The organism is Thermoleptolyngbya sichuanensis A183 (genome assembly GCF_013177315.1).
In the GTDB taxonomy this organism is placed as follows: Bacteria; Cyanobacteriota; Cyanobacteriia; order Elainellales; family Elainellaceae; genus Thermoleptolyngbya; species Thermoleptolyngbya sichuanensis.
This window is the reverse complement of the sequence record NZ_CP053661.1, coordinates 3,909,487-3,933,972: the sequence shown is the minus strand read 5'-3', so window position 1 is coordinate 3,933,972 and position 24,486 is coordinate 3,909,487. Positions and strand designations below refer to the sequence as shown.

Annotated in this window: 23 protein-coding genes and 1 pseudogene; 17 read left to right on the top strand and 7 right to left on the bottom strand. The window is 57.1% G+C overall.

The window, feature by feature from the left end:
* The first annotated feature begins 47 nt into the window (after positions 1-47).
* From HPC62_RS16330 to HPC62_RS16315, 4 genes are all read left to right on the top strand, one after another.
* Entirely contained in the window at positions 48-1,226 is a 1,179-nt protein-coding gene (locus tag HPC62_RS16330) for a cysteine desulfurase family protein (RefSeq protein WP_172357404.1), read from the top strand.
* 483 nt (positions 1,227-1,709) lie between these two features.
* Positions 1,710-3,989 (top strand): choice-of-anchor I family protein, encoded by a 2,280-nt coding sequence (locus tag HPC62_RS16325; RefSeq protein ID WP_172357402.1) that lies wholly within the window; start codon positions 1,710-1,712, stop codon positions 3,987-3,989.
* A gap of 288 nt (positions 3,990-4,277) precedes the next feature.
* Positions 4,278-4,706, top strand: a complete 429-nt coding sequence (locus HPC62_RS16320) for a bis(5'-nucleosyl)-tetraphosphatase (RefSeq protein ID WP_172357400.1) — start codon at positions 4,278-4,280, stop codon at positions 4,704-4,706.
* 106 nt (positions 4,707-4,812) lie between these two features.
* The gene (locus HPC62_RS16315) at positions 4,813-5,370 is read left to right on the top strand and encodes a pyridoxamine 5'-phosphate oxidase family protein (protein ID WP_172357398.1); all 558 of its coding nucleotides are present in this window, start codon (positions 4,813-4,815) and stop codon (positions 5,368-5,370) included.
* Positions 5,371-5,422: 52 nt separating this feature from the next.
* Here the strand turns inward: HPC62_RS16315 and dnaG are convergent, their stop codons facing one another.
* Positions 5,423-7,405, bottom strand: coding sequence for a DNA primase (gene dnaG / locus HPC62_RS16310; protein ID WP_172357396.1), 1,983 nt, complete (start codon positions 7,403-7,405; stop codon positions 5,423-5,425).
* An 84-nt stretch (positions 7,406-7,489) separates the two neighbouring features.
* On the opposite strand from dnaG, the gene HPC62_RS16305 reads away from it, so the two are divergent.
* Together HPC62_RS16305 and tftA are read left to right on the top strand one after the other, a co-directional pair.
* Complete coding sequence (locus tag HPC62_RS16305) at positions 7,490-7,744, top strand: hypothetical protein (protein WP_172357394.1); 255 nt, start codon at positions 7,490-7,492, stop codon at positions 7,742-7,744.
* A complete protein-coding gene (gene tftA, locus HPC62_RS16300) occupies positions 7,672-9,021 on the top strand; it encodes a hormogonium tapered terminus morphoprotein TftA (protein ID WP_172357392.1) in 1,350 nt (449 codons plus the stop codon). The genes HPC62_RS16305 and tftA overlap by 73 nt, the downstream gene beginning before the upstream one ends.
* Positions 9,022-9,288: 267 nt before the next feature.
* On the opposite strand, the gene HPC62_RS16295 is transcribed toward tftA, so the two are convergent.
* Complete coding sequence (locus tag HPC62_RS16295; protein ID WP_172357390.1) at positions 9,289-9,639, bottom strand: YbaB/EbfC family nucleoid-associated protein; 351 nt, start codon at positions 9,637-9,639, stop codon at positions 9,289-9,291.
* Positions 9,640-10,486: 847 nt separating this feature from the next.
* Between HPC62_RS16295 and HPC62_RS16290 the strand changes: the two genes are divergently transcribed.
* Entirely contained in the window at positions 10,487-11,593 is a 1,107-nt protein-coding gene (locus tag HPC62_RS16290) for a serine/threonine-protein kinase (protein ID WP_228721637.1), read from the top strand.
* A gap of 32 nt (positions 11,594-11,625) precedes the next feature.
* Here HPC62_RS16290 and psbP read toward each other — a convergent pair whose 3' ends face one another.
* A complete protein-coding gene (gene psbP / locus HPC62_RS16285; RefSeq protein ID WP_172357388.1) occupies positions 11,626-12,165 on the bottom strand; it encodes a photosystem II reaction center PsbP in 540 nt (179 codons plus the stop codon).
* A gap of 427 nt (positions 12,166-12,592) precedes the next feature.
* On the opposite strand from psbP, the gene HPC62_RS16280 reads away from it, so the two are divergent.
* From HPC62_RS16280 to HPC62_RS16265, 4 genes are all read left to right on the top strand, one after another.
* Positions 12,593-13,075: a hypothetical protein gene (locus HPC62_RS16280; RefSeq protein ID WP_172357386.1), complete on the top strand. Its 483-nt coding sequence runs from the start codon at positions 12,593-12,595 to the stop codon at positions 13,073-13,075.
* 454 nt (positions 13,076-13,529) lie between these two features.
* Positions 13,530-13,892 (top strand): dihydroneopterin aldolase, encoded by a 363-nt coding sequence (folB, locus tag HPC62_RS16275; protein WP_172357384.1) that lies wholly within the window; start codon positions 13,530-13,532, stop codon positions 13,890-13,892.
* 57 nt (positions 13,893-13,949) lie between these two features.
* Complete coding sequence (locus HPC62_RS16270; protein ID WP_172357382.1) at positions 13,950-15,599, top strand: cation:proton antiporter; 1,650 nt, start codon at positions 13,950-13,952, stop codon at positions 15,597-15,599.
* 96 nt (positions 15,600-15,695) lie between these two features.
* The gene (locus HPC62_RS16265; protein WP_172357380.1) at positions 15,696-15,911 is read left to right on the top strand and encodes a hypothetical protein; all 216 of its coding nucleotides are present in this window, start codon (positions 15,696-15,698) and stop codon (positions 15,909-15,911) included.
* A 118-nt stretch (positions 15,912-16,029) separates the two neighbouring features.
* Here the strand turns inward: HPC62_RS16265 and HPC62_RS16260 are convergent, their stop codons facing one another.
* Entirely contained in the window at positions 16,030-16,653 is a 624-nt protein-coding gene (locus HPC62_RS16260) for a hypothetical protein (protein WP_172357378.1), read from the bottom strand.
* 207 nt (positions 16,654-16,860) lie between these two features.
* Between HPC62_RS16260 and HPC62_RS16255 the strand changes: the two are divergent.
* The 3 genes and pseudogenes from HPC62_RS16255 to HPC62_RS23985 all read left to right on the top strand — a co-directional run.
* Positions 16,861-16,971 (top strand): annotated as a pseudogene (locus HPC62_RS16255) (DUF2283 domain-containing protein); the annotation flags it as partial.
* A 32-nt stretch (positions 16,972-17,003) separates the two neighbouring features.
* Positions 17,004-17,381, top strand: a complete 378-nt coding sequence (locus tag HPC62_RS16250; RefSeq protein WP_172357374.1) for a Uma2 family endonuclease — start codon at positions 17,004-17,006, stop codon at positions 17,379-17,381.
* A gap of 33 nt (positions 17,382-17,414) precedes the next feature.
* A complete protein-coding gene (locus tag HPC62_RS23985; RefSeq protein ID WP_255548809.1) occupies positions 17,415-17,549 on the top strand; it encodes a hypothetical protein in 135 nt (44 codons plus the stop codon).
* On the opposite strand, the gene HPC62_RS16245 is transcribed toward HPC62_RS23985, so the two are convergent.
* Positions 17,529-18,809, bottom strand: coding sequence for a class I SAM-dependent rRNA methyltransferase (locus HPC62_RS16245; protein ID WP_172358997.1), 1,281 nt, complete (start codon positions 18,807-18,809; stop codon positions 17,529-17,531). The two genes, HPC62_RS23985 and HPC62_RS16245, sit on opposite strands and share 21 nt — an antisense overlap.
* Before the next feature lie 520 nt (positions 18,810-19,329).
* Between HPC62_RS16245 and HPC62_RS16240 the strand changes: the two genes are divergently transcribed.
* Positions 19,330-20,253: a response regulator gene (locus HPC62_RS16240; protein WP_172357372.1), complete on the top strand. Its 924-nt coding sequence runs from the start codon at positions 19,330-19,332 to the stop codon at positions 20,251-20,253.
* 63 nt (positions 20,254-20,316) lie between these two features.
* On the opposite strand, the gene HPC62_RS16235 is transcribed toward HPC62_RS16240, so the two are convergent.
* Both HPC62_RS16235 and HPC62_RS16230 read right to left on the bottom strand, forming a co-directional pair.
* Complete coding sequence (locus HPC62_RS16235; RefSeq protein ID WP_172357370.1) at positions 20,317-21,603, bottom strand: M16 family metallopeptidase; 1,287 nt, start codon at positions 21,601-21,603, stop codon at positions 20,317-20,319.
* Between the two features lie 202 nt (positions 21,604-21,805).
* On the bottom strand, positions 21,806-23,080 hold the full coding sequence (locus HPC62_RS16230) for a M16 family metallopeptidase (RefSeq protein WP_172357368.1): 1,275 nt from the start codon (positions 23,078-23,080) through the stop codon (positions 21,806-21,808).
* A 69-nt stretch (positions 23,081-23,149) separates the two neighbouring features.
* Here HPC62_RS16230 and HPC62_RS16225 point away from each other — a divergent pair, with 69 nt between their 5' ends.
* Positions 23,150-23,290 (top strand): hypothetical protein, encoded by a 141-nt coding sequence (locus HPC62_RS16225; protein WP_172357366.1) that lies wholly within the window; start codon positions 23,150-23,152, stop codon positions 23,288-23,290.
* Positions 23,291-23,559: 269 nt separating this feature from the next.
* Positions 23,560-24,345 carry an amino acid ABC transporter ATP-binding protein gene (locus HPC62_RS16220; protein ID WP_068512250.1) on the top strand — a complete coding sequence of 262 codons (786 nt, stop codon included), beginning with the start codon at positions 23,560-23,562 and terminating at the stop codon, positions 24,343-24,345.
* The last annotated feature ends 141 nt before the right edge of the window (positions 24,346-24,486 follow it).

Here is a 24,486-nt window from a genome sequence, read left to right as displayed (position 1 = left end):
TCTGGCTCAGCTTTTTTGAAAAGCCTTTTGTTAGGAATTATTGGCTGATGCCCCATCGCCCGATTTATCTCGACAATCATGCGACTACGCCCGCTGATCCGCGAGTAGTGGAGGCGATGCTGCCCTATTTCACGGAGCATTTTGGCAATGCGTCTAGCACGACGCACCAGTACGGCTGGGAGGCAGAGGCGGCGGTGGGGCGATCGCGCTCCATCCTTTCCGCCGCGATCAACGCGACCCCTGAAGAACTGATCTTCACTAGCGGCGCAACGGAAGCCAACAACCTGGCAATCAAGGGCGTGGCGGAAGCCTATGTTTCTCAGGGACGACATATCATCACCCTGACAACGGAACACAGCGCCGTCCTCGATCCCTGTACGTATCTGGAATCCCTGGGCTTTGAAATTACGCGGCTGGGCGTGCAGCCCGACGGCTTGGTGGATTTAGCCGCCCTAGAAGAGGCAATCCGGCCTGATACGATCCTGGTGTCGGTGATGGCGGCGAATAACGAAATCGGCGTGCTGCAACCGCTGGAAGAGATTGGCGCGATTTGTCATCAACGCAACGTGCTGTTCCACACGGATGCCGCGCAGGCGATCGCCAAAATTCCGCTAGACGTGCAGGCGATGCAGGTTGATTTGATGTCCCTGACGGCCCACAAGGTCTACGGGCCAAAGGGCATTGGGGCGCTGTATGTGCGACGGCGCGACCCACGGGTGCAGCTTGCGGCGCAGCTTCACGGCGGCGGGCATGAGCGGGGGATGCGGTCGGGGACGCTGTATGTGCCACAGATTGTGGGCTTTGCCAAGGCGGTGGAACTGGCGCTGGAGAGTCGGGAAGCGGAGTCGGCCAGAGTGACGGAAATGCGCGATCGCCTCTTTTCCATAATCCAACCCCTGGGCGGCGTGTATCTCAACGGCCACCCCACCCGGCGGCTTCCGGGCAACCTGAATCTAAGCATTGAAGGCGTAGACGGACAGGCGCTGCTGCTGGCGTTGCAGTCGCAAATCGCAGTTTCTTCCGGTGCGGCCTGTAGTTCCACAAAAATCGCGCCCTCCCATGTGCTGACGGCGATTGGGCGATCGCCCGACTTAGCATTCGCCTCGCTGCGGTTTGGCATTGGGCGCTTTAATACCGACGCAGAGATCGAGCAGGCCGGCGCGGCGGTGGTGCAGACAGTGCAGGCGTTGCGATCGCAGCGTTCTACTTTCCCAGCACTTGCCTAAGGCAGCATGACGCATGGCAAGAGTCCTGACCCATTCTCTGAGCAAATTGATCCCCAGGACTCGAAGCTCCAGCCATAGCGCTCTACGCCCCTTAAGACGTTGTTGTTGGGGCAGAAGCGCCACCTTACAACAACATTTGTGTCCTAATGTGTCCCAATGTAAAGTGACTATAGCCATAAAAAGTATTACTTTACACAGTCTTATTGGCTCCTGTGTTTAGGAATACACGGGCCCGCGAAAAGACCGATGTTATTTTCTAGCTAAGTATTTCCTCAGAAATATGACGACTGAATCAGGGTGACGATCTGCTGATCAGACCGTGCATCCGATTTCAGATTGTCCCAGTTGCTCTCATTTATAGGATTGCTTTTGCAGTCCTCGGATTTTGGCGTGCGCTTGAGACAGCTTTGCAGAAACGGCCATCTCTAAGCTCAGTAAATTTGCGTAGATCTTTCAACCGTAGTTCTAATTTTTACGAAGATTATGACAATTACACTCTCAACCCTTGGAACCTATCAAGGTGCAGGTTCAGAAATCTCGGCCTACGACGTAACCACACGGCGCCTCTACGTGGTGGCAGGCACCAGCGCGTTAGAGGTGCTGGATGTCAGCAACCCTGCCGCACCGACGTTGGTAAAAACTATCGACACGTCTGCCTTCGGAATTGCCAACAGCATTGCTGTCAAGAATGGCATCATTGCTGTTGCTATCGAAAACGGAGACAGCAAGCAGGCTCCGGGCTTCGTCGCGTTTTACGACCTAGATGGCAACCTGCTGAACTCCGTCACCGTTGGCGCACTGCCTGATATGCTCACCTTTACCCCCGACGGCAAAAAGATCGTCGTCGCCAACGAAGGCGAGCCAAGTAGCTATAACCAGCCCGACTCTGTAGATCCAGAAGGCTCGATTAGCATTATCGACCTGTCAAAGGGTGTGCTGCGGATCGATCAGAGCAGTGTCAAAACGGCTGACTTTTCTGCCTTTAATGCAGCGAAGGATGCGCTAGTGGCTGCTGGAGTGCGGATCTTTGGGCCCAATGCGACTGTTGCCCAAGACCTGGAGCCAGAATACATCACCGTGTCGCCCGATTCCAAAACGGCTTGGGTGACGCTGCAAGAAAATAACGCCCTGGCAATTGTTGACCTGGAAACGGCAACGGTGAAAGAAATCAAGCCTCTGGGTTTCAAAGACCACAGCTTGCCAGGGAATGGACTGGATGCGAGCGATCGCGATGGGGGCATCAACATCCAAAACTGGCCTGTGTTCGGCATGTATCAACCCGATGCGATCGCCAGCTTTACCATTAACGGGCAGACCTACCTAATCACCGCCAACGAAGGCGATGCCCGCGATTACCCAGGCTTTGCTGAAGAAGTGCGCGTCGGGGCCAACAGCTATCGCCTCGACCCGACCGCTTTCCCCAGTGCCACCATCCTCAAATCTGCTGCCAATCTGGGACGACTGACGGTCACCAATGCTTTGGGCAATCCGGACGGAGACAACGACTTTGACCAGATCTATGTGTTTGGCGCACGCTCCTTCTCGATTTGGAACGCCAGCGGCGATTTGGTCTACGACAGTGGCGACCAGTTGGAACAGATTACCGCTGTCCAAGTCCCAGATTTGTTTAACTCCAACGGCACCGCAAACACCTTCGACACCCGCAGCGACAACAAAGGCCCCGAACCCGAAGGCGTAGTAACGGGCATCATCGACGGACAAACCTACGCTTTCATCGGGCTAGAGCGCACAGGTGGAGTGATGGTTTACAACGTCACCAACCCCAATAGCCCCGCCTTTGTGCAGTACATCAATACCCCCGGCGATGTATCCCCTGAAGGACTGGCGTTTGTTGCCGCCGAAGACAGTCCCACCGGGAAACCGCTGCTGGTTGTGACTAACGAAGTCAGCAATACTACCACCACTTACGAAATTACCACTGCCAGCGGGAGGGGCACTGTGCCTGTGATTCGGGGCACTAGCAGCAGCGATCGCCTGAATGGAACTAGCGCTACTGAAATCTTTTACGGTCTTGACGGCAACGACACCATTTTTGCGGGCGATGGCAATAACCGCGTTTATGCGGGCAATGGCGATGATACGGTCTACGCAGGCAACGGCGACGACGTGCTGAACGGTGGCGCAGGCAACGACAGCCTGTACGCTGGCGAGGGCAACAACCGACTCTACGGCGGCGACGGCAACGATAACCTGTATGCAGGCAGGGGCAACGACACGATCTACGGCAATGCCGGGAATGACAAAATCTATGCCGGAGAAGGCAACAACCTGATTCTGGCGGGCGATGGCAATGATTTGGTCTATGCAGGCGCGGGCAACGACGAAATCCTCGGCGGCGCAGGCAACGACAGCCTTTATGCAGGCGAAGGCGCTAACCTGATCGACGGCGGCGAGGGCAATGACCTGATTTTTGCGGGTGCAGGCAACGACACAATTTACGGGGGCACGGGCAACAACACCATCAACGCGGGCGAAGGCAATAACGTGATCGTCAGCATTGGTAACGACGTGATCAATACGGGCAGCGGCAGCGATCGCTTCGTATTAGGGGCAGGCAGCGGCGTGGCCACCCTCAATCGCTTTGGGCGAAACGACCGCATCCAGTTGACGGGTGGTCTGACCTTTGCCGATCTCACGGTGACGGGGAATAACCGCGAAGCCACGATCAGCGCAGGCAGTGATGTGATTGCCATTCTGAAAAACTTCAGCGTTGCCCAAGTGAACGCAGGGCTGTTTGTCTAGTCCATCTCCGGGTTTGGAGCAGGTGAGCAATACTATGGATTTGCGATTTTGGATTGCCCATTAGGTGCTAGCAGGGCTTCCGGCAGTCCAATTCGCAGCGCTCTTTAGGAGGATTGGTATTACGCTGCTCTCAATACCCCCAAGCCTATGAATGCACCTCAGAACTACAAGACTGGGGTGCATTTTTCTGTCGCAAGATACGACATCCTAGAATCCGCATCGATTACACTGTGATGCAAGCATTCTGGACAAACGGCCAGGCTTGACTCCCACACGACTGAACTTGCTATGAAAGACGAGGCTTTTGGCATTGTGCCTATTTTGCGCCAGGAGGACGGCGACAAGTTTTTGCTGATTCAGCACCACGCTGGGCATTGGGGCTTTCCCAAAGGACACGCCGACCCCGGCGAAACGGCGATCGCCGCTGCCTGCCGCGAGTTTGAAGAAGAGACGGGCATCACCGCCTACGACCTGCTTAGCGAAGACGCTTTTATGGAACACTATCGCTTCATGCGTGACAAAAAGCCCATCGACAAAACCGTGACCTACTTCCCTGCGCTGGTGAAGTCGGAAATCGTCACCTGTCAGCCCCAGGAAATCAAAGACTACGCCTGGCTGCCCTACGATGATGCTGTCAAAAAAATCACGTTTAACCCGGCGCGGCAAGTGCTGTCGCAGGTTTATTCTTATCTGAAAAATTCTGGAGCGTTGCTGTAGGCCGTCCATCTTGCTCAAGTGCCCCGATTGGGTGGCGTATGGCAACGCAAGAACGCGCTAGGATGGCGGCCGTTCTCTTGCAATCCGGGCGATCGCCCCCACTCCCATGGCCCAGCAATACGACTCTCTCACGCCCAAACTTCAGGACTTTATTGCCCAGCAGCAAATCTTCTTCGTTGCCAGCGCCCCGCTTAGCGCCGAAGGGCATATTAACCTGTCCCCCAAAGGACTCGACAGCTTTCGCATTTTGTCGCCCCATCGGGTCGCCTATCTGGATCTCACAGGCAGCGGCAATGAAACCTCTGCCCATGTCCAGGAAAATGGTCGTATTACCCTGATGTTCTGCGCCTTTCAGGGGCCGCCGCTGATTCTGCGGATTTACGGCCAGGGCACGACGATTTTGCCGCGATCTCCCGAATGGGACACGCTTTACCCACTGTTCCCGCCGCTGTCCGGCGCTCGACAAATCCTCCACGTTGAGGTTGCCCAAGTTCAGACCTCCTGCGGTATGGGGGTTCCCCGCTTTGGCTACGAAGGGCAGCGCAATGAACTCATAGACTGGGCCAGCCAGAAAGGCGAAGACGGACTGAACATCTATCGCCAGACGAAAAATCGTGTCAGCCTGGATGGACTGACTACGCCACTCGGCGCAGTAGATAGGTAGTGATAGGTAGTGGATAAGACAAGTAGTAGATAGAACATAGGGGAATCCCCCATTACTCTATGAGGCCGACCCCGACCCACGGAGTTTGGGCCAAATCGGCAAAGGTGGTGTTGCGCTGCTCCTGTTCCAGCACCTTGATGCGCTGATCTTCCAGATAAAGCTGCTGCTGATAGTATTGCCCCAATTCCGGTGACGTGGTGATGTCCGTTTTCTTCCACAGATCGAGAAAGTGCCGCCGCCGCTTTTCGCACATTACCATCTCCATGCAGGCCGTAGCGGTGCGAATCACTAGGGTGGCTCGCGCCAGGTCACGTCGCGTTTTTTCGTCAAGCTGAAAGAGAGAATAAACGGCTTCGTGCTGACCAGGGAGTTCGGCGAGGTGGTCTTGCAGGCGGGTGAGGAGAGAGACGGGGCTGGGCGGCTGAGCGCTGGTAGGCCACTCTGCCCCGCTCTCCGGCTCCGCGCTATCCTGCGCTGCGGCAGAGTCCTCAATCGCCAAAATCTGCTGCCACAGCAGGCGATGGTGGGCGATGCTGAATTCCAGATCTCGGGACTCCAGCGCTGCTCGGATTTCGGCGCGGTGTTCCGGCTGGTGGAGATAGAGGCGCAGCAGTTGGGCTTCGGCTTCTTCTAGCAGCGTGCGATCGCCCGGTGTTTGCCATTTTTGCGATCGCCCGTGCCAGCGCTGCCCCCGCACCTGGGTTCGCAGGTCTTGCTCAAGCTGCACGGCCAGGCGGGCGTTGCCCCGGCTCAGCAGTTCGGCGCAGCGGTGGATATAGTGGGTGCGGAGGGTGGCGTTGGGCAGGCTGCCCAGGAGTTGGGCGATCGCCTGGGTGCTGGCATGAAACTGGTCGGGCTGGCTCAGGTCTTTGTTGGCCAGGAGTTTTTGAATCTGCCAGTCGAGCCACAGCGGCGCGTCTTGCAGCAAGTCCTGATAAGCAGACGGGGAGTGGGCCTTGAGAAACTCATCGGGGTCTTTGCCCTCCGGCAGGTTCAGAATCCGCACCTGCACCTCGCCGCGATAGGCCAGATCTGCCAATTCGCCAATGGCCCGGTCAGCGGCTTTTTGCCCGGCCTTGTCGTCGTCAAAGTTAAAGATAATCCGCTTGGATTCGGTGTAGCGCAGCAGTTGCTTAATCTGCCCTTGGGTCAGCGCAGTGCCCATCGACGCGACGACGTTGGTGATGCCTGCGGCGTGCAGGGCAATGACATCAAAGTATCCCTCCACCACGATCGCCTCGTCTCGCTTGGCGATCGCCCCTTTGGCTAGATCCAGCCCATACAGCGTCTTGCCTTTGTCGAACAGGTCGCCCTCTGGCGAGTTGAGATACTTGGGCTGTTCGTCGCCCAGGGCCCGCCCGCCAAAGCCAATGACGCGCCCCTGCACGTCGCAGATGGGAATCATCAGGCGATCGCGGAATCGGTCGTAATATCCACTGCCGCCCTGCCGGGGCACCAGCAAGCCTGCCTGCTCCACCTGCTCCACGGGATAGCGCTTTTGCTCCACCAGATAGCCGTAGAGCGTCTGCCATCCGCCGGGGGCATAGCCCAGTTGAAACTGCTGGACGATTTCGGGCGACAGCTTGCGCTTGGTTCGCAGATAGTCGAGGGCGATCGCCCCCTGGCTCTGGTGCAGCGCATGTTCAAAAAACTTGGCCGTCACCGCCAGAATTTCGTAAAGCTGGTCTCGCTGCGACAACTGCCGCTGAAATTCCTGCCGTTGCTCCGGTTCCAGCGTCTTCACAGGCACCTGATAGCGCCGCGCCAGATCCAGCACCACCTCCCCAAAAGACTGCTTGCCAATCTCCATCAAAAACTTGATGGCGTTGCCCCCGGCTCCGCAGCTAAAGCAGTAGTAAAACTGCTTGCTGGGGCTGACGGAAAAGCTGGGCGATTTGTCATCGTGGAACGGACACAGGCCGGTGAAATCTTTGCCCTGCTTTTTTAGCACCACATGCTCGGACACGATATCGACGATATCGACCCGCTGCTTCACGTCTTCGATGGTGTCAGGGTGGAGGCGCGGCGTAACCATGCGGCTGGAGGGGGCAAGGGCGTATCCTTTATTCTGACGCTTTTCTACAAACTTGCACGGGTGGGACAGATTACGAATTTCTGATTGATTTCTAATATTTCTAACGCCGAATGGCCGGGGGGCATTGCGGTCAATAAACCTGCGCCAAGGGTGCGGAATTTAGCTAGTCTTACGGGTAGCGCGATCGCCCCGTCTCCCGGTTCTAGAGTGCAAGGGGCGATCGCTGCCAAATTAGAAACGGGCACGCAAACGAGGATCAGCAGTCGATGGGACGGATTTTTATCTCTGCGGGGCATGGCGGCACAGAAGGCGCGGGCATCGACCCCGGCATTGTGGTAGCAGGCACAACGGAGGCGCGGGAGATGATCCTGACCCGCGACCTGATTGTGGCCGAACTGCGGGCGCGGGGGCTGGAGGTGCTGTCCGTGCCGGACGACCTGAGCATGGCCCAGACCCTCGCGTGGATCAACGCGCGGGCGCAAAACCTGGATGTGGCGCTGGAAATCCACGCCGATGCCTCCCCCAACCCCTCCGTGCGCGGCGCAACCGTGTTCTACATCCCCACCAACAGCCAGCGCAAAGCCCACGCGGAACTGCTGCTGCTGGCGCTGCTGCGGCGCGTTCCCCAACTGCCCAATCGCGGCGCAAAGCCCGACACCGATTCAGGGACAGGCAGCCTTGCCTTCTGCCGTCAGTTGATCGTTCCCTCGCTGCTGATGAATGTCGGCTTTCTCACGAGTCCAGAAGACCGCAGCATTTTGCAAAACCAGCGGCGCAACCTGGCACTGGGCATTGCCGACGGACTCTCGTCCTGGAGCCGGGCCGTGGCGGGTCTGCCCCCCGACCCCGGCGGCGAAACCTACCCCAGCATCAGTATCAATATCAACGGCGGACTATATGACGAGCGCGGCATTATCGTCAACGGCAATGCCTTTATTCCCGCCGATCTGGTCGATCGCCTGGGCATTGATATCAGCCAGTCGCCCGACATCCGGCGTGTCACCTATCGCAATATTGTCTACGTGCGGGCGGTGGAACTGCGACCCTTTAATGTGTCTGTCACCTGGGACGCGGCCACGCGCACCGTGATCTTGCAAAACTCTGGCATCTGTCCGGGGCAAATCGACCGGATTATGGGCCTTGGGCAGACCTCAGAACTGCAACTGCGGATGTTTTTGAAGAATAATAACGAGGCCGGGCTGAACCAGTTTCCCGACCTGCCGCGCCTCTACCGCGAAGAGGGCAGCGTGGAGGGCGTGAACTATGACCTCGCCTTTTGCCAGATGTGCGTTGAGACGAGCTTTTTGCAATTTGGCAGCACGATCCAGCCAGGACAAAACAACTTTGGTGGGTTGGGCGACGCGGCGGGCAGCCCCAGCGGTGCGTCTTTTCCCAGCGCTCGTATTGGCGTGCGGGCCCACATTCAGCACCTCAAGGCCTACGGCAGCACGGCTCCGCTGGTGCAGGGGCTAGTCGATCCGCGCTTTCGATTTGTGGCGCGGGGGGTTGCGCCGCTGGTAGGGCAGCTCAGCGGGCGCTGGTCCGCCGACCCGCAGTATGGCGACAAGATTATGGCGCTGGTGCGGCGGCTGTATGAGTCGGCGGGAATTTTGTAGGGATTTTGTTGAAAGACTGTCCCAGGGCGTTTTGCAAAAAGTTGCAAAGAGGCAGAGGGAAGCGCGATCGCCCCCTCCTCATGCACCAACACACCTTGGAACGACAAAAGAGACGCAGCTTCGAACCGCGCCTCTTCTCAGAACTACAAATCAGAATTACAAAGACTCAGAATCGCTGAAACTTAGATCTGTTGAGAGCTACAAGCGCTCAAAACCAAAAGACCCAAACCCTTGAACCTGAAACTTTGGCTGCGAGTTTCCGCTAGACTAGCCCAGCCCAGGCAGATTCAGCCCGCCTGTTAATTCTTCCATCCGCTCACGCATGGTGGCGGTGGACTTGTTGTAGGCATCTTTGGCCGCCGCCAGCACCAGATCGGCCAGCACCTCTGGGCCCTCGCCCATTGCGTCTTTCGTAATCTCGACTCGGCGAGGCTCTTGGTTGCCGCTCAGCACCACCTTCACCAGCCCGCCGCCTGCTTCACCTTCAATTTCCATGACTTCTAGCTCCTCTTGCAGGCGCTTTGCACCCTCCTGCACCTGCTGAGCTTTTTTGAACGCTTCGGTCAGCTCTTTCATTTTGCCGAGTCCAAAGCCGCCGAATCCCTGTCCTTTGGTCATAATAGTTGCGCTTTGTGGAATTACACACACTCGAATGCTAAAACCTTAGCACTTTTAGATCGCGATATCGTCAGGAACTGTGGACTTCGCAATAATCGCGCAATTCGCCCAGACCTGGCAGGAAAGCCTCCGGGTGGCGATCGCCCACGCCAGAATAAATTTCTAGCCCCCTTTGCTCGTGATCTGCCTGTCATTCGCCCATGATCGCCCGTGATCTGAATTCACCTTGCTCTCGCCTCACTCTGCGTCTCAGGCATCGAGCCATGATCAGGCCGCGTCTGACCTAATCTGCCTCGCATCCCCAGCCCCCTCTTGCTTTAACAGGTTGCCTTCACAATTTGCCTTCACAATTTGCCTTCACAATTTGCCTTCACAATTTGCCTTCACAATTTGCCCCTTAGGGTACGCGCTTTGCCTTGCCTGCCCGCCTCTCCAGGCTGCGGGACGAATTTCCCCAAATCCACGCAGGCGTTATCCGGCAAGGCGGGTCAGAATTTTACTAGGGCTTTAAGTAGATGAAGCTTGGGTATAGCCCCTATCCAGAATGAGAGAATGCGGTTTAAAACCAGAATCATCCCAAGGTTGGAAATCTATTGGAAATATGATGGGAGCATTAGGAATGCCAAGCCTATCTGGAGATGGGCAAATCCCTTGAAAATCCACAGAATTTCCTAAATTGGTTTATGCTACTGGGTAGGTTGTGAAGGGCAGCAAACGCTGCTCCAGACAGTTGGAAAGTCCGCTCGTGCGTTTCGTTGGCGCAGGTATCAGAACCGTCTGGCTCGGACTCAGGGATTTTTCGGATCAGCGCTGGCTTCTTTAATTTTGACTTTACATCTCAAACTTAATGATGGCGTCCTCCACCACCCCCCTAAATGCAGCCCGATCCTCCCGGCAACTGCTAACTCAGCCCGGCCAGCTTTGCCAAAATAGCCAACTGTTTCGCGATCGCTATCAGGTGCTGAAGGCCCTCGGACGCGGCGGTTTTGGCATCACCTTCTTGGCACGAGACGTGTCGCTGCCCGGCAGCCCCCTCTGCGTTATCAAGCAGCTTTGCCCCAAGATGGACAACCCCGCCGTGCTAAAGCGGGCCTCTGAACGGTTCGAGCGGGAAGCCAAGACCCTCAGCCAGTTGGGCAGCCACGCGAGTATTCCCCGCCTGCTGGATTACTTTCAGGTAGAAGGTGAGTTTTATCTGGTTCAGGAATACGTGCGGGGATATACCCTAGCGAAGCAGGTCAAGCAAAACGGCCCCTTTTCGGAACTGGCCGTCAAGCACTTTTTGCGAGAATTGCTGCCGATTCTGGGCTACGTCCACCAGCAGCAGGTGATCCATCGCGACATCAAGCCGCCCAACCTGATTCGCTGCGAAGACGACGGGCGGCTGGTGCTGATTGATTTTGGCGCAGTAAAAGAGCGGATTGTGGAAGCTGGCGAAACCACCCACAAAACTGCAACGACGCAGTTTGTGGGCACAGTGGGTTTTGCGCCGCCAGAGCAGCTTGCCCTGCGCCCCACCTACGCCAGCGACCTATACGCGGTCGGTGTGACCTGCCTGTATATGCTGACGGGCAAGCCGCCAATGGAGTTTGAGTATGACGCTTACACAGGCGAAATGCTCTGGGAAGACTACGTTCACGTCAGCGACCACTTTGGCAAAATTCTGGCTAAGCTGCTGCGGGTGTCGCTGCGCGATCGCTATACGTCGGTCGAGCAGGTGCAGCGAGCGCTTGACCTGGAGCCATACCTAGACAACCTGGCCGACTGCATGAACGTCAACCGCCGCCTGTCGGCTTCGGGGGCTGCGGAAGCGGTCGTTGAGCCTGCGCCCCGGTTTTCGCCCTTTGCCCAGACCGCCCAGCAGATTCGCCAGTGGCGATCGCGCCTCCAGCAGCGCCAGCAGGGACAAACCTGGAACAATGGCGAACTGGTTAGCTCCGGTTTTTGGGGCTGAGGGGCAGGTTCGCGCAATGGGCTAGCTCATCACTAGCTCACCGAAAATGACTCCACAATCGTCCGAAACGTCTTCTCGGCCTGGGCCCAGCGCCGCCCTGTGGTGGATAGGTTGAAAGTATACAGTTTGCCTCGCTTTACAGCGACACTCGCTAGGTTGTGACGCTGGAGATCGGGCGCATCCACGGCAAATTCCAGCAAATAATAGGTTTGCCCGTTGACTTCATGGGATTCGGCGCTGATTAGCTCCGCCCGTCGCCCGGCCGGGTTGGGTTGCAGCGCGTTTTTCCACAGCTTATAGCCCACCTCGCTGGGGCTGCCCAGGTCTTCCAGCGTTTTGTCGTCGGGCACGGGGCTGATGATCACGCTGACATTTTCGGTGCTTTCGATCAGGTCATGCAGCACGAGCTGGGGGCCGTCCTTCACCGTGACGGGCACCCAACTGTTGAGATAGAGAAACTCATAGCCCTCGGTGCTGTCTACATAGCGATCGAGCGCCGCCGTGACGGACGTGCAGCCCTGCATCGTCAGACCAATCGCGATCAGCACCGTGACAATCCATCGCTTTAGCATGGAGGCTTCCAAACGCAGCGGTTCTATTGTCCCACGGTGGCTTTCCCACAAGCTTGTCAGGCGCAAAAAAAACCTCCGGCCGCGAAACCGGAGGTTATTGAATCAGGGTGCATCTACCAATGACTTTTACGGAAATGACGACACGCATCAGGACGGATTTGGGGACAAACCTGGAATGAATTTGGAAAATGAATCTGGAATCCATTCGGAATCCGTTCGGAAGCAAACTCGAATCCTCGATCTGGAACCATCAACTGTGGTCGATCAGGAATTCGCGGGAACTGTCTGGAAGCCAATTCGGATTGATGGTGCGGATTGCATTAAGATCCAAGTCTAGGATCCAAGTTTAGGGTGGGCGATCGCCCCCTTCCCCGTTCAGAAATCTTCGGCCCCCCTTGCGGAACTCGCCCTTTCGGAACCCGTCCCTATGCCTCTACCTGACGACACGCCCGCCTGGGAAATTCGTCCCAACGATGCCTTGGTGCCGCTGCACTACGACGACGAACTGGTGGGCTTTCTGAAGCCCGATATCGCGATCCGCGTTGCCAATATCTTGAACGAAGAATATCGTGCTCGCAGGGCGCTGCGGCTGGCGTGCTATGACCTGGTGAGTCGTGCGGGCGGCGGCAATAGCGAGATTGAGGAACTGATGAACAAGTATCTAGCAAGGGCGACGCAGCCCCGATCGGGCGTGGGGGCGATCGCCCGCTGGCTAAAGCAGCGCCAAGACGAGCTAGGCGTAACCGATGCCGAATTTGAACGGTTTTGCGATTCCTATCGACTGCCCAAAGAAAAGCTGGAAGCGCTGTCGATGGGCGACATAGACGGCTCGATGCTGGTGCCCTTGGCGCGGGTGCTGGGCTGCTCCATTCAGGACGTAATGGAAGTTTTGGAAGGGAGTCGAAGATAGCCGTTTGAGGCTTTGCTAGAAATCCCAAGCCAATCTGAGCCAGCGGATTGACAACGGGCAGAGCAGCGGCTCCGCTCTGCCCAAACAACGAGCAGCAGAACAGAAAGCCGACTTGATAGGAGATGACAGAATTCCTGATACGCTCCCGCCGCTTGGATGATGCGATTTGGCGTACAGTTGGCTTATTGTTAATTTTGTTAATTCTCGTAGGACTTACGCATCTAGACAATTTCTCGCAGGCTGTGCCCGCAAGAAATCGTCCAAAACCCAGCAAACTTATCGCAAGTGCGTAGGTTCTGTCTCGATTTCGGGTGTGCGATTTTGGATGACCAGTTCAGCGTCTGCTGAGCGTCTAGCAACTCCATTCGTCCTGCCACCCAGGAGAGTGGATACTACCGCGTGCTGAGCCACTTGGGTTAATTAGGCTGTATCGATTTAGGTGAATTGCGAATTAATGGCAGATTGCATTTATTTAACCGGGCTGCGGGCCTTTGGCTATTCAGGCTATCTGGAAGCAGAGCAGGTCTTGGGGCAATGGTTTCAGGTGGACTTGACCCTGTGGGTTGATCTGTCCAAAGCAGCAGAGAGCGATCGCCTCGAAGACACCTACGACTACCGCAACAATGTGGCCACCGTTCTCCAACTCATTCGCACCGAACGGTTTCGCCTGATCGAGCGACTGGCCGGGGCGATCGCCCAAATCATGCTCTCCAGCGGCCAGGTCGAACAAGTCACCGTGCGCCTGACCAAGGTCAACCCACCGATTCCCGACTTTACAGGACAGGTCGCGGTAGAAATCACGCGGAGTAGAAACTAGCACAATTTTGCGTAAAGCAATTTTACAAAGCCCAAAACCCAAGACCCATGACCCAAAATGCTACCAAGCCTCCTCTGGACTCTCCTCATCGGCTTCTTTGCTGGACAACTGGCACGACGGCTGAAACTGCCCGCCCTCGTCGGTATGGTGCTGGCAGGCATCGTGCTGGGGCCCCAGGCGACGCAGACCCTTGCGCCAGAGCTACTGGAGTCAGCAGGTGTGTTGCGGACGATCGCCGTCATGGTCATCCTGATGAAGGCCGGGCTGGGGCTAGATCGAGAAAAACTGGCACAACAGGGGGCTGTGGCGCTGCGGCTAGGCTTTTTGCCTGCAACCTGCGAGGCGGTGGCGATCGCCCTTGCCTCCATTTGGCTGCTGGGGTTTGACTTTGCCACGGGGCTGCTCCTGGGCTGTATCATCGGCGCAGAGTCGCCCGCCGTCATCGTACCCGGAATGCTGCGGCTAAAAAGTCTCGGCTGGGGCGTACAAAAGGGCATTCCCGATGCAATTTTGACGGGGAGTGCCCTGTCGGATGTGCTGCTGCTGCTGGTGTTTAGCCTGCTGCTGGCATTTCTCTCCCAGGGCGCGGCGGCGGGGTTGACCCTCCCCGGCGGTCTCACGCTCACCCCCCTGCAACTGCTGCCGCTGCAACTGATCTTGCAAATTGCGCTGGGGGTGCTGCTGGGCTGGCTGACGGCGCAGTTACTGGTCTTTCTGCTGGCGAAGCAAAACTGGACGCAAAACGCTGTACAAGATGCGCTGGTGGCGGCAGGGTTTGCGCTGCTGCTGGTGGTGCTGGCAGAGGAATATCCCCTGTTTTCGGGCTATCTGGCGGTGATGTCGCTGGGGTTTTTCCTGATCGAACTGGATGCTCCCCTGGCGCGGCGGCTGCGAGGTGGGTTTGATGCGCTGTGGGGCGTGGCGGAGATTTTTCTGTTTGTGCTGCTGGGGGCTAGCATTCAGCTTAATGTGTTGGGCAACACGCTGGGCGTGGGGCTGGCGATTCTGGCGATCGGCACGCTGATTGGGCGAATGGTGGGCTGGTATCTGTCTACGCTGGGCAGTAATTGGAACTGGAAGGAACGGCTGTTTCTGCTGCCTGCGAACTCGGCCAAGGCGACGGTGCAGGCGGCGATCGGCGCAATTCCGCTGTCTCAGAGCATCGCAGGTGGAGAGGCAATTCTGGCGATCGCCGCGCTTTCTATCCTGGTCACAGCACCCCTGGGAGCCTGGGCCATCCCCACGTTTGCACCCCGACTGCTGGAAAAGGGCGACGTAGACCCGACCAAAGTGGCGATCGCCCGTCCTATTACCCTCCTGGCCGCCGTCGATACCTCGCCCCTCGCCCCCGCCGTCCTCCGCAAAGCCGCCGAACTGGCCCGCCGCGCTGATGCTAGCGTCATTGTGCTGCACGTTGTTCAGGTCAACGACCCCGCCAGCATCCAGCGCCTGCAAGCCCAAACCGAAACGCTCCTCGCCGATATCCGCCACCGCTTTGTCACCACGATCGGCCCCGCCCCAGAGGAAATCGTGCGCGTCGCTCAGGAGTTTCGAGTAGATGAGATTGTTATGGGCAAACGGAGCGATCGCGTTAGCGTTGCGGAGCAAGATCGCGCTTGGCAGGCTGGCTTCGTCGGCTCCGTATCCCAATCCGTCCTGGAAACCGCCGCGATTCCCATCGTGATTGTGGATGGCGAAACTGTGTAACCCTGGCCTGCACCAGCAATCCTACGGAACAGATTTCCAGTCTATTAAGCTAGATTGATATCTAAGTCAAAGACTCGCTACTCCACGCAAAGCGCTATGCAAGCCGCCGACACGTCCGACAATTTTCAAAAAGCAGTGCTAGAGCGCCTAGATAACCTCAAGGTCGAAGTAGACGGACTAAGGCAAGAGCTAGGACAAACCAATGTGCGCGTGGATGCGTATCAAAAAGCTTCTAATCAAGTTGTGAACCTGGCCTTTGGGCTGATCGCGACTGCGACGCTGACGATTATTGCAAGTACGGTTCTGCGATAGAACCCGCCAATAAACCGATAAAAACTTACCTTTTTGGCACTACGCATGAGATTGCTGGAAGCCCCACAGACGCTTGACTGACAATCCAAAATCGCAAATCCAAAATCGAGGATCGATATTAGGGTGTTGCGCTGCCGACTAAATCCGGCTGAAAAGGCTGCATGAGGATTCCCAGAATTTGCCCGATCTGGCTGATGTAATACTCTAGTGAATCAATCCAGACGGTCGTTCCTTCTAGCATTAGGAAGCGCCAGTTGGTGCCGCTGGTGACGGCTCCATAGATGCGAGGAATCGGCTGCTCTCTTTCCGCATTGAAAATCTGGGCGGCGACCATTGTGGCGATGCACTGCCCCAGCCCGCCGATAATATCCTCCCGCTTTGCCTCAACGACGGTCATCACCGGAGCCTCGATGTAGAGCTGCTCCCTGGAAGCAGAAAGAATGAAATCACAAAAGCCTTGCAGGCCTCTGGCGGCATCCACATTAAACTCAACGCCAGAAAAGAGGGCGATGCGGTAGTGCATCTGGCGGCGGACTTCGGCCAGGATGGGCGCGATCAGAAATTCGGAGCGGGCTTTTTCGGTGCCGATGCTGGTGGCGAGGGTGGTGAATTCGGTGAGGGTTTGGGACAGGGCGGGGGACGGCGGGACGGCGGGAATGCTGGCGAACAGGCTGCCGCTTTCCTGGGTGGTCAGCCCAAAGGCGGATTTGACTTTGGCTAGGGTAAAGTCGCTGTAGGCCATTAAGAGTCTCGCCTGAGTTGTTTTACTTCAATCTTATCGCTCCTCCGAACGGGAGACTTGGGCCAGAGATGTTGACGAAATTGTCGGAGAAAGCGGATTTCTAGCTGAAAAGGTGAATTATAACGGTGCGTGGGTGGGTTCAGTGGGAATACTGAGACGACACTTTTATTTTGCTCATCACCCTCTATCCCGGTAGGAGGTCTCGGTATGAGAAAAACGACCTATAGCAAAGATGTCGATGCGCTGCTGATCGAGCTTTCGGACGAAGCGATCGCCCACGCAGAAGACGAGGGACAGGTGATTTTGCATTACTCTGAAGCGTCGGCTCCCTGACGTGCAAGCGCGAAGATTTGCAGCGGGGTGTGGAGCCAGACAGGGCCTACTATCTTCAAAACGAGCCGCTGATTCGGCAAAATGCCCAAGTTCAACTGCCCGACGATCCGCCGCCCGATTTAGTGGTGGAGATTGAGTATTCCAGCGCGGCGCTCAACAAGCTGCCCATTTATGCGGCGCTGGGTGTGCTGGAGGTGTGGCGCTATGATGGGCGATCGCTCTTCGTCTACGCACTGACAGCCAGCGCCTACGAAGAAACCGACCTCAGCCCAGCGTTTGCGCCAATTCCTGTAAAAGATATTCCCAACTTTTTGCAACGGGCATCTACGCTCGGAGAAATCGAAATGGTCAGACAATTTCGCGCATGGGTGCGACAACAGGTCGATATGGCGTGAGGAAATCCCTACCCCAACGCGGCATCCCGTCTAGTGTGTGCGCTCGAAGGACAAGAAACCAGCCGGGCGATCGCCCATTTGGCAACACCATCCTTTCGGCTGCCCTGCGTTTGGAATGTGAATCCTGCCCGGTGGCAAACCGCGCCTTTATCCCGCTTCCAAAACTAGCCCTTTCAAATATTGCCCTTCCGGGTGGTAGAGGCTGGTGGGGTGGTCGGCGGGCTGGCTGAGGTGGCCGAGCAGTCGCACGGGGCGGCCTGCATCGATTGCCCCGGCGGTGACGGCTCCTTTGAAATTGTCGAGTGAGACGACCTGGGAGCAAGAAAAGGTAAAGATCAGACCGCCGGGGCGAATTTTGAGGAGGGCGAGATAGTTGAGGCGGCGGTAGGCCAGGGTGGCCTGGTGGCGGGCGGAGAGGGATTTGGCGAAGGCGGGCGGGTCGAGGATGATCACGTCGTAGTCATCGTCGCAGTCTTTCAAAAAGTTGAACACATCGGCTGTGTAGGACTGGTGAGTGCCTGGGGTTGCCGGATTCAACGAGACATTTTGCTCTGTCCAGGCGATCGCCTTTGCGGAACTATCCACCGAATGCGCCACCGCCGCACCTGCTTGCAGGGCATAGACTGAAAAGCCGCCGGAATAGCAAAACGTATTCAGCACCTTCTTTCCGGCGACGTGCTGCGACAGCAGTTGGCGATTGTCGCGCTGATCCAGAAAAAACCCCGTTTTCTGCCCTTCTTCCCAGTCCACCGCAAAGCGATGCCCATTTTCCAGCACCTCGCCTAGCCGCTTTTCGCCCAGGTTTGCTTCGCCAAACAGGTATTGATTGGTGGGCTGAGACTTGCCCCCGTGCAGCACGGCCGCGCTTTTGTCATACACTGCCCGCAGGTCAGAACCGTAGAGCGTTTTCAGGCACTCCACAATGCGATCGCGCTGCTGGGCCATGCCCAAAGAATAGGTCAGCACCACTGCCACGCCGTGATACCAGTCCACAATCAGCCCCGGCAGCCCATCGCCTTCGGAATTGATCAGACGGTAGCAGTTGGTGGGATTGGGGTTGGCATTGGGGTTGGCATGGGAGGTAGCATCGGGGTTGGCATCGGGGCGATTCACAAAGCGATCCCTACGGGAACCGCCCGCCGCCAGTCCTAACTGTTTTCGCAGCGCATAGGCCTGCTGAAATCGTTGCAGAAACAGCACGTCTAGCGACTCAACGGGCTGAAACGAAACGACTTTGACCGCAATGCTGCCTGCGCCGAAAAAGCCCGCCGCCAAAAACTCGCCGCGATCGCTGTACACCTCGACCCAATCTCCCTCTTGAGCCTCCGGCTCGATGCGCTTAATTGCCCCCGAAAAGATCCAGGGATGGAAGCGCCGCACGGCATCGGCTTTATGATCTCGAAGAATAATGCGAGGAAGCGATACCATGACGTTGAGCAGGGTGTGATAAGGAGCCAGTCGGTCGATGGGGCGATTCGGAGCGACTCGGGGCAATTCGAGGCAATTGACCAAAGCGCATCTTCCACTATACAGCGCCTGATTTTTCTTGGTTTTGGGTACTCCACCCCGCAGTTTTGAAATTTTATTTTTCTGTAGCGTTATAACTGCGACAAATGTGCCCAAACTAAAAGCACAGTTACAGCATTCTCGAAGCGAGTGAGGAACGGGGGCCCAGAAGCCCCTGTCTCTTCGGGGGCAGTGCTTACCTGACCCCGCCAGAAAATGTTGTATCCAACAGCCAAACGTTATCCAGTCACATTGCTGAATCACGAGAACAGCAGGCGAGCGGTTCCTGGCGATTCTTTTTATCAAAGGGGTGTGTTGTAGATCTGTTGTAAACGTGTAAATGCCTATTGAACGCCGACTCAGCCTCGCCACTGCTCAGAAGCAGCATTTTTCAATCCACTACCCAGCAACACAGCCAGTCAAACAGCAGCCAAGGATGGTTATGGACATTGCACTGCCGGAATTAGAACACATTAGTCGCCAGTTGGCCAGCTTGGAGCGGCCCAAGAAGCCCAAAATGCTGGTGGTCGATGATGAGCCAGATAATTTGGATTTGCTCTATCGCACGTTCCGGCGCGACTTTAACGTGCTGCGTGCAGAAAGCGGCGTGATGGCGCTGGAGGTGCTGGCTGCTGAGGGCGAAGTCGCGGTCATCATTTCCGACCAGCGGATGCCCGAAATGAAGGGCACTGAGTTCCTCAGCAAGACCGTCCCCCAGTTTCCCGACACAATGCGGATTATCCTGACCGGGTTTACCGATGTGGAAGACCTGGTGGACGCGATCAACTCTGGGCAGGTTTATAAATACATCACCAAGCCCTGGGACCCCAATGAGCTAAAAGCCGTGGTGCAGCGGGCGGTGGAAACCTATGACGTGCAAAAACATCGCACGGAAGAACTGCGCCGCGCCCAGTCGCAGACAATCCTGCTGGGAACGCTGGTCAAGGTGACTCAGGAGGCGACCGGGCTGGAGCAAGCGCTGGAGGCGATCGCCAAGACCTTTGGGGAAACCTATGAGGCTGATGGCTGCACGCTACAGTTGGTGGAAGCGGGCAAACCCGGCACGCTGCAAGGCAACTATGGCACTGCGCTGCCGTCCCTGGGCGATGACCCGGTAGTGCAAGAGGCGATCGCCACCCAGAAGCCCCAGGTGAAGGTCAATGAAAGCGCTGAAGAGGGCGTATTGGCTCATCTGGTGCTGCCCGTGCTGTTCCAAAGTGCCAGCATTGCCGTGCTGTCTCTCCGCTGGGGCAAGCCCTTCTCGCTGCAAGAAGACGAACTGCTGCGTTTGTACCTAGCGGCTCAGCAAATTGCGCTGGCGCTCACCTGTGTGCGGTTTGGGCAAGACTGGCGGGTGGCCGCGTGAGAGGAGGCTGGAGGAAGTGGAGTGATGGGGAAGAGGGAAGAGGGGAGCTTTTTCTCTCTTTTCTTACCCCACTGCACTCGCTGGGCCCACTAGTGATACGTACGGCTCTATAAAGTAGCGCTGGGCAGCAGCCTGGGCCTGGTCTGGCGTAATCTGGGCGATCGCCGCTTGAAACTGGGTGTCAAAGTCAATGCCCAGCCCCAGCGTTTCGTACCAGCCATAGATTTGGGCGATTTGGGCGTTGGTCTGTTTGCCGAGGGCGTATTGGCCCAGCAGCTTGTTTTTGGCAGATTGCAGTTCGTCTTCGCTGAGGGGTTCGGCGGCGAGGCGATGCACTTCGCGGTGCAGTCCATCGAGGGCGATCGCCACGTTGCTCGGAGCCGTGCCCATGTAGGCGATGAACTGGGACGTATCCAGCCGGGTGGGATAGTAGGCTGACACTTCGTAGGCGAGGCCCTGCTTTTCGCGCAGTTCCACAAACAGGCGGCTCGACAGCCCGTTGCCCAAATAGGTGCTGATCAGTTTCAGCGCCATATAGTCTTCTACATGAACTGCCGGGGCCAGGTAGCCCAGCATGACGATTGCCTGCTGTGTCTCTTGCACCGTCGCCACGCGGTGCGGGTTGGATAGGACGGACGGCGTGGGTGGATACAGCAGCGGCAGGGGTGCGCCAGTGTCATCCGTCGGTGGCTGCCAGTCGCCAAAGGCTTCGGACACCAGGGCGATCGCCTCATCAGGGGTAATTCGTCCCGTAATGCTGATGACAAGATTATCGGGGCGAAAGTGGGTTTGGTGATAGCGCAGCAGATCGGCGCGGCTGAGTTTCGACACGGTTTCCTCTGTGCCCAGCCCCGGTAGCGCGTAGGGATGGTCGCCATACATTGCCTGCCGGAGTTGCTTTTGCGCCACCGCAAAGGGCTGTTCCTGCATGGAGCGGATGCCCTGGAGGGTCAGCCGTTGCTCTAGCTCCACTTCGGATTCGGGAAAAGAGGGCGATCGCAGCAATTCTGCCGCCAGTATCAGCATGTCGGCAAAATCCCGCGACACCGTTTTCAGGCTCAGCAGGCAATAATCTGGCGATGAATCCGTGCCCAGGCTTGCACCCACCGACTCGATTTGTTCCGCAATCTGCATCGAAGACTTGTGCGTGGTGCCCTTCGTCAGAACCGAAGTCAGCAGGTGCGAAATGCCCGACTGCTCTGGCACTTCGTAGCGGCTGCCCACCCGCACAAACAGCCGCGCCGCCACAATATCAGCCGCCGAATTCTCCGTCGTCAGCACGACCAGACCGTTACTGAGAACCGTCCGGTGGAGGGGGAGCGCTGCGGGTTGGAGGGTGGAGTTGGACATAGGGGTGCAGGAGTGATGAAGGGTTGAGGGATGGCTGAGAAGAGAGGGAGAGCGTGTAGAAGCAAGAATGGAGGCTCGGACAGATGCTCAGACAGATGCTCAGACGGTTCCGTCACGCTACTCCTCTGCAACTCCATGATCTTGCCACTCGGCCCCGACCGCTGACTCAACCTCTGCCCTAACCTCTGGCCCGACCGCTGAATCAAGCCTCAATGGGCCGCAGCGTCGTCACGGCATAGTGGCAGGGCGAGAGATGCTGACTGGCAAGACGGTGCAGGTCTTCGACCTGGAGACTCTGGATGCGATCGGGATAGGTGACGGATAGCTCGGCCTGGGCGATGGTGTTGTAGTAGCCGTAGAGGCCGGCAAGCTGGCTGGAGGTTTCGGTGGAAAAAGCGTAATCGTTGCACAAGAGCCGCTTCACTCGGTTTAGCTCTGCGTCGGGAATGGGCGCAGCGCTGAGGGCCGAGAGGCGATCGCCCACAATCGCTTCCACCACGTCCAAATACTCTGGCTCCAACCAGGCCGTGATCGTAAACAGGCTGGAATCTCGCTGGAGCGAAAAGCTGCTGCCAATGTCATGAACCAACTGCCGCTCTTCCCGCAGTTCTCGCACCAGACGCGACGTGCGCCCACCCGCCAGCAGCACCGACAGCACATCCAGCCCATAGGCACTTTGGAGTTGATCCACCCCAGGGCCCACCCAGGCCATCATCAGCCGCGCCGTTTCCAGCCGGGGCAGCCGCAGGTGTTGCCGTCGGATACCTGCCAGCGGCGGCTCTGCCTCGATCGGAATGGTGGGAAACTCCACCGCTGGGGCAAAGTCTGAAAAAGCCTGACGCGCCAGATCAATGGCATAGGCCGCATCGATATTGCCCACAATGACCACGGTCATTCGCTCTGGCTGGTAGTGGGCGCGATGAAACGACCGCATTTCCTCTGGGCGTAGCGCCATCAGCCGTTCCACATCGCCCAGCACCGATCGCCCGTAGGGATGGGTCTGGTAGACCGTTTCCGACAGCGCTTGAAACCCCAGCCAGTCCGGATCGTCTTCCGACTGACGCAGTTCCTCCAGCACCACATCCCGCTCCCGCTCAAACTCTTCATCGGGAATCGCCGCCCGCAGCAGCAGTTCTGCCAGACAGGGCAGCGTGTCGGGCAGGGATTCGGCTGTGGTGTTGATGAAGAAGTGGGCGTAGTCGTGGCTTGTTGCCGCGTTGGTCACGCCGCCATAGTTTTCGATCACGTAATCGAAGTATCCCGGCGGCAGTTGCTCGGTTCCCTTGAAGATCATGTGTTCCAGGAAATGGGCCACGCCAGCCCAAGGCTCTGGTTCGGCGATCGCCCCCGCCCGCACCCACACGTCTACCGTGACAACGGGCGTGGGAACCTGTTGATGAATAATCGTTAGCCCATTTTCCAGGGTGTAGCGCTGGGCAAGAAACTGGGCTGTCTGGGTCGAAAGAAGTGTAGTCAAGCGTTTGATGATCCTTGACGGAAATCTGGGATTAAGAAACGGTTAATTTGGAAACAGCTAATTTTACCTATGGTAGCGCTTTCTGTTCGCTTTGCCGAATTCCTACCTAGGGGCGGAGATCGGGGCAAGGGACGAGTCGCGGGCGATCGCCCTCAGTCATCTGCGATCGCCCTCAGTCATCTGCGATTGCCCTCAGTTCAGATGCGGTGATTACTTGCAGCGATTACTTGCAGCGATTACTTGCAGCGATTGCTTTTAGATTGCTTTTAGATTGCCCATCGGTTTGCTTCGTGTCGTAGCGAATCACACTGCACAAACGCCCGGCTGTACCAGTACAATTCAAGCTACAGCGTTTTTGAAGCCAGTGAGGTACGCAGGAGGCTGTCAGCCTTGAGTTTTTAGCGCAGGGCGTGCCTTATTCCGCAGGAAAGTGCTGTATTGCAGTCTATGAATCTTGATTTTGATTAGGACGTTTCCCAATGACGCAGTATCACACGGACGCAATTACCAACGGCAACGGTCATGTTGGCTCAGAGCCGGTGATCCTGGCTGAAAATGTGGAGAAATGGTACGACAACAATTTCCATGTGCTGCGCGGCGTTAGCCTGACGGTGCAAAAAGGCGAAGTGGTGGTGGTGATGGGGCCTTCCGGTTCGGGCAAGTCCACCTTTATCCGCACGTTCAACGCGCTGGAAAGCTATCAAAAGGGCAAGATTGTCATCGATGGGATTCACCTGTCCCACGACCTAAAGAATATCGATGCCATTCGCCGCGAGGTGGGAATGGTGTTTCAGCAGTTTAATCTGTTCCCCCATCTGTCGGTGCTGCAAAACGTGATGCTGGCTCCCATTTGGGTGCGCCGCTGGCCCAAGGCTCGTGCGGAAGAAAAGGCGCTGCAACTGCTAGAGCGGGTGGGCATTTTGGAGCAGGCGAAGAAGTTTCCGGGGCAGCTTTCGGGGGGGCAGCAGCAGCGGGTGGCGATCGCCCGCGCTCTGGCGATGGAGCCAAAAATCATGCTGTTTGACGAACCCACTAGCGCCCTCGACCCAGAAATGGTGCGCGAAGTGCTGGACGTGATGCGGACGCTGGCCCGGTCGGGAATGACGATGGTCTGCGTGACCCACGAAGTCGGCTTTGCCCGCGAGGTGGCCGATCGCGTGGTGCTGATGGCGGACGGGCTGCTAGTGGAAGAAGGCACACCCGAAACCTTTTTCAACAATCCCAAGGAAGAACGGACGCAAAAGTTCCTGTCGCAGATCTTGTGAGGGAAGGGTTTGCGGCTGGGAGTGAAGGCTGGAAGCTGGCCGCTGATGTGTCATCTGGCTGACTGTCATCTGGCTGACTGACAGTTCTAGCGACTTGAAGCCTGGCCCTGATCCCTGTCCCCCAGCGCCGTGTTATTGTGG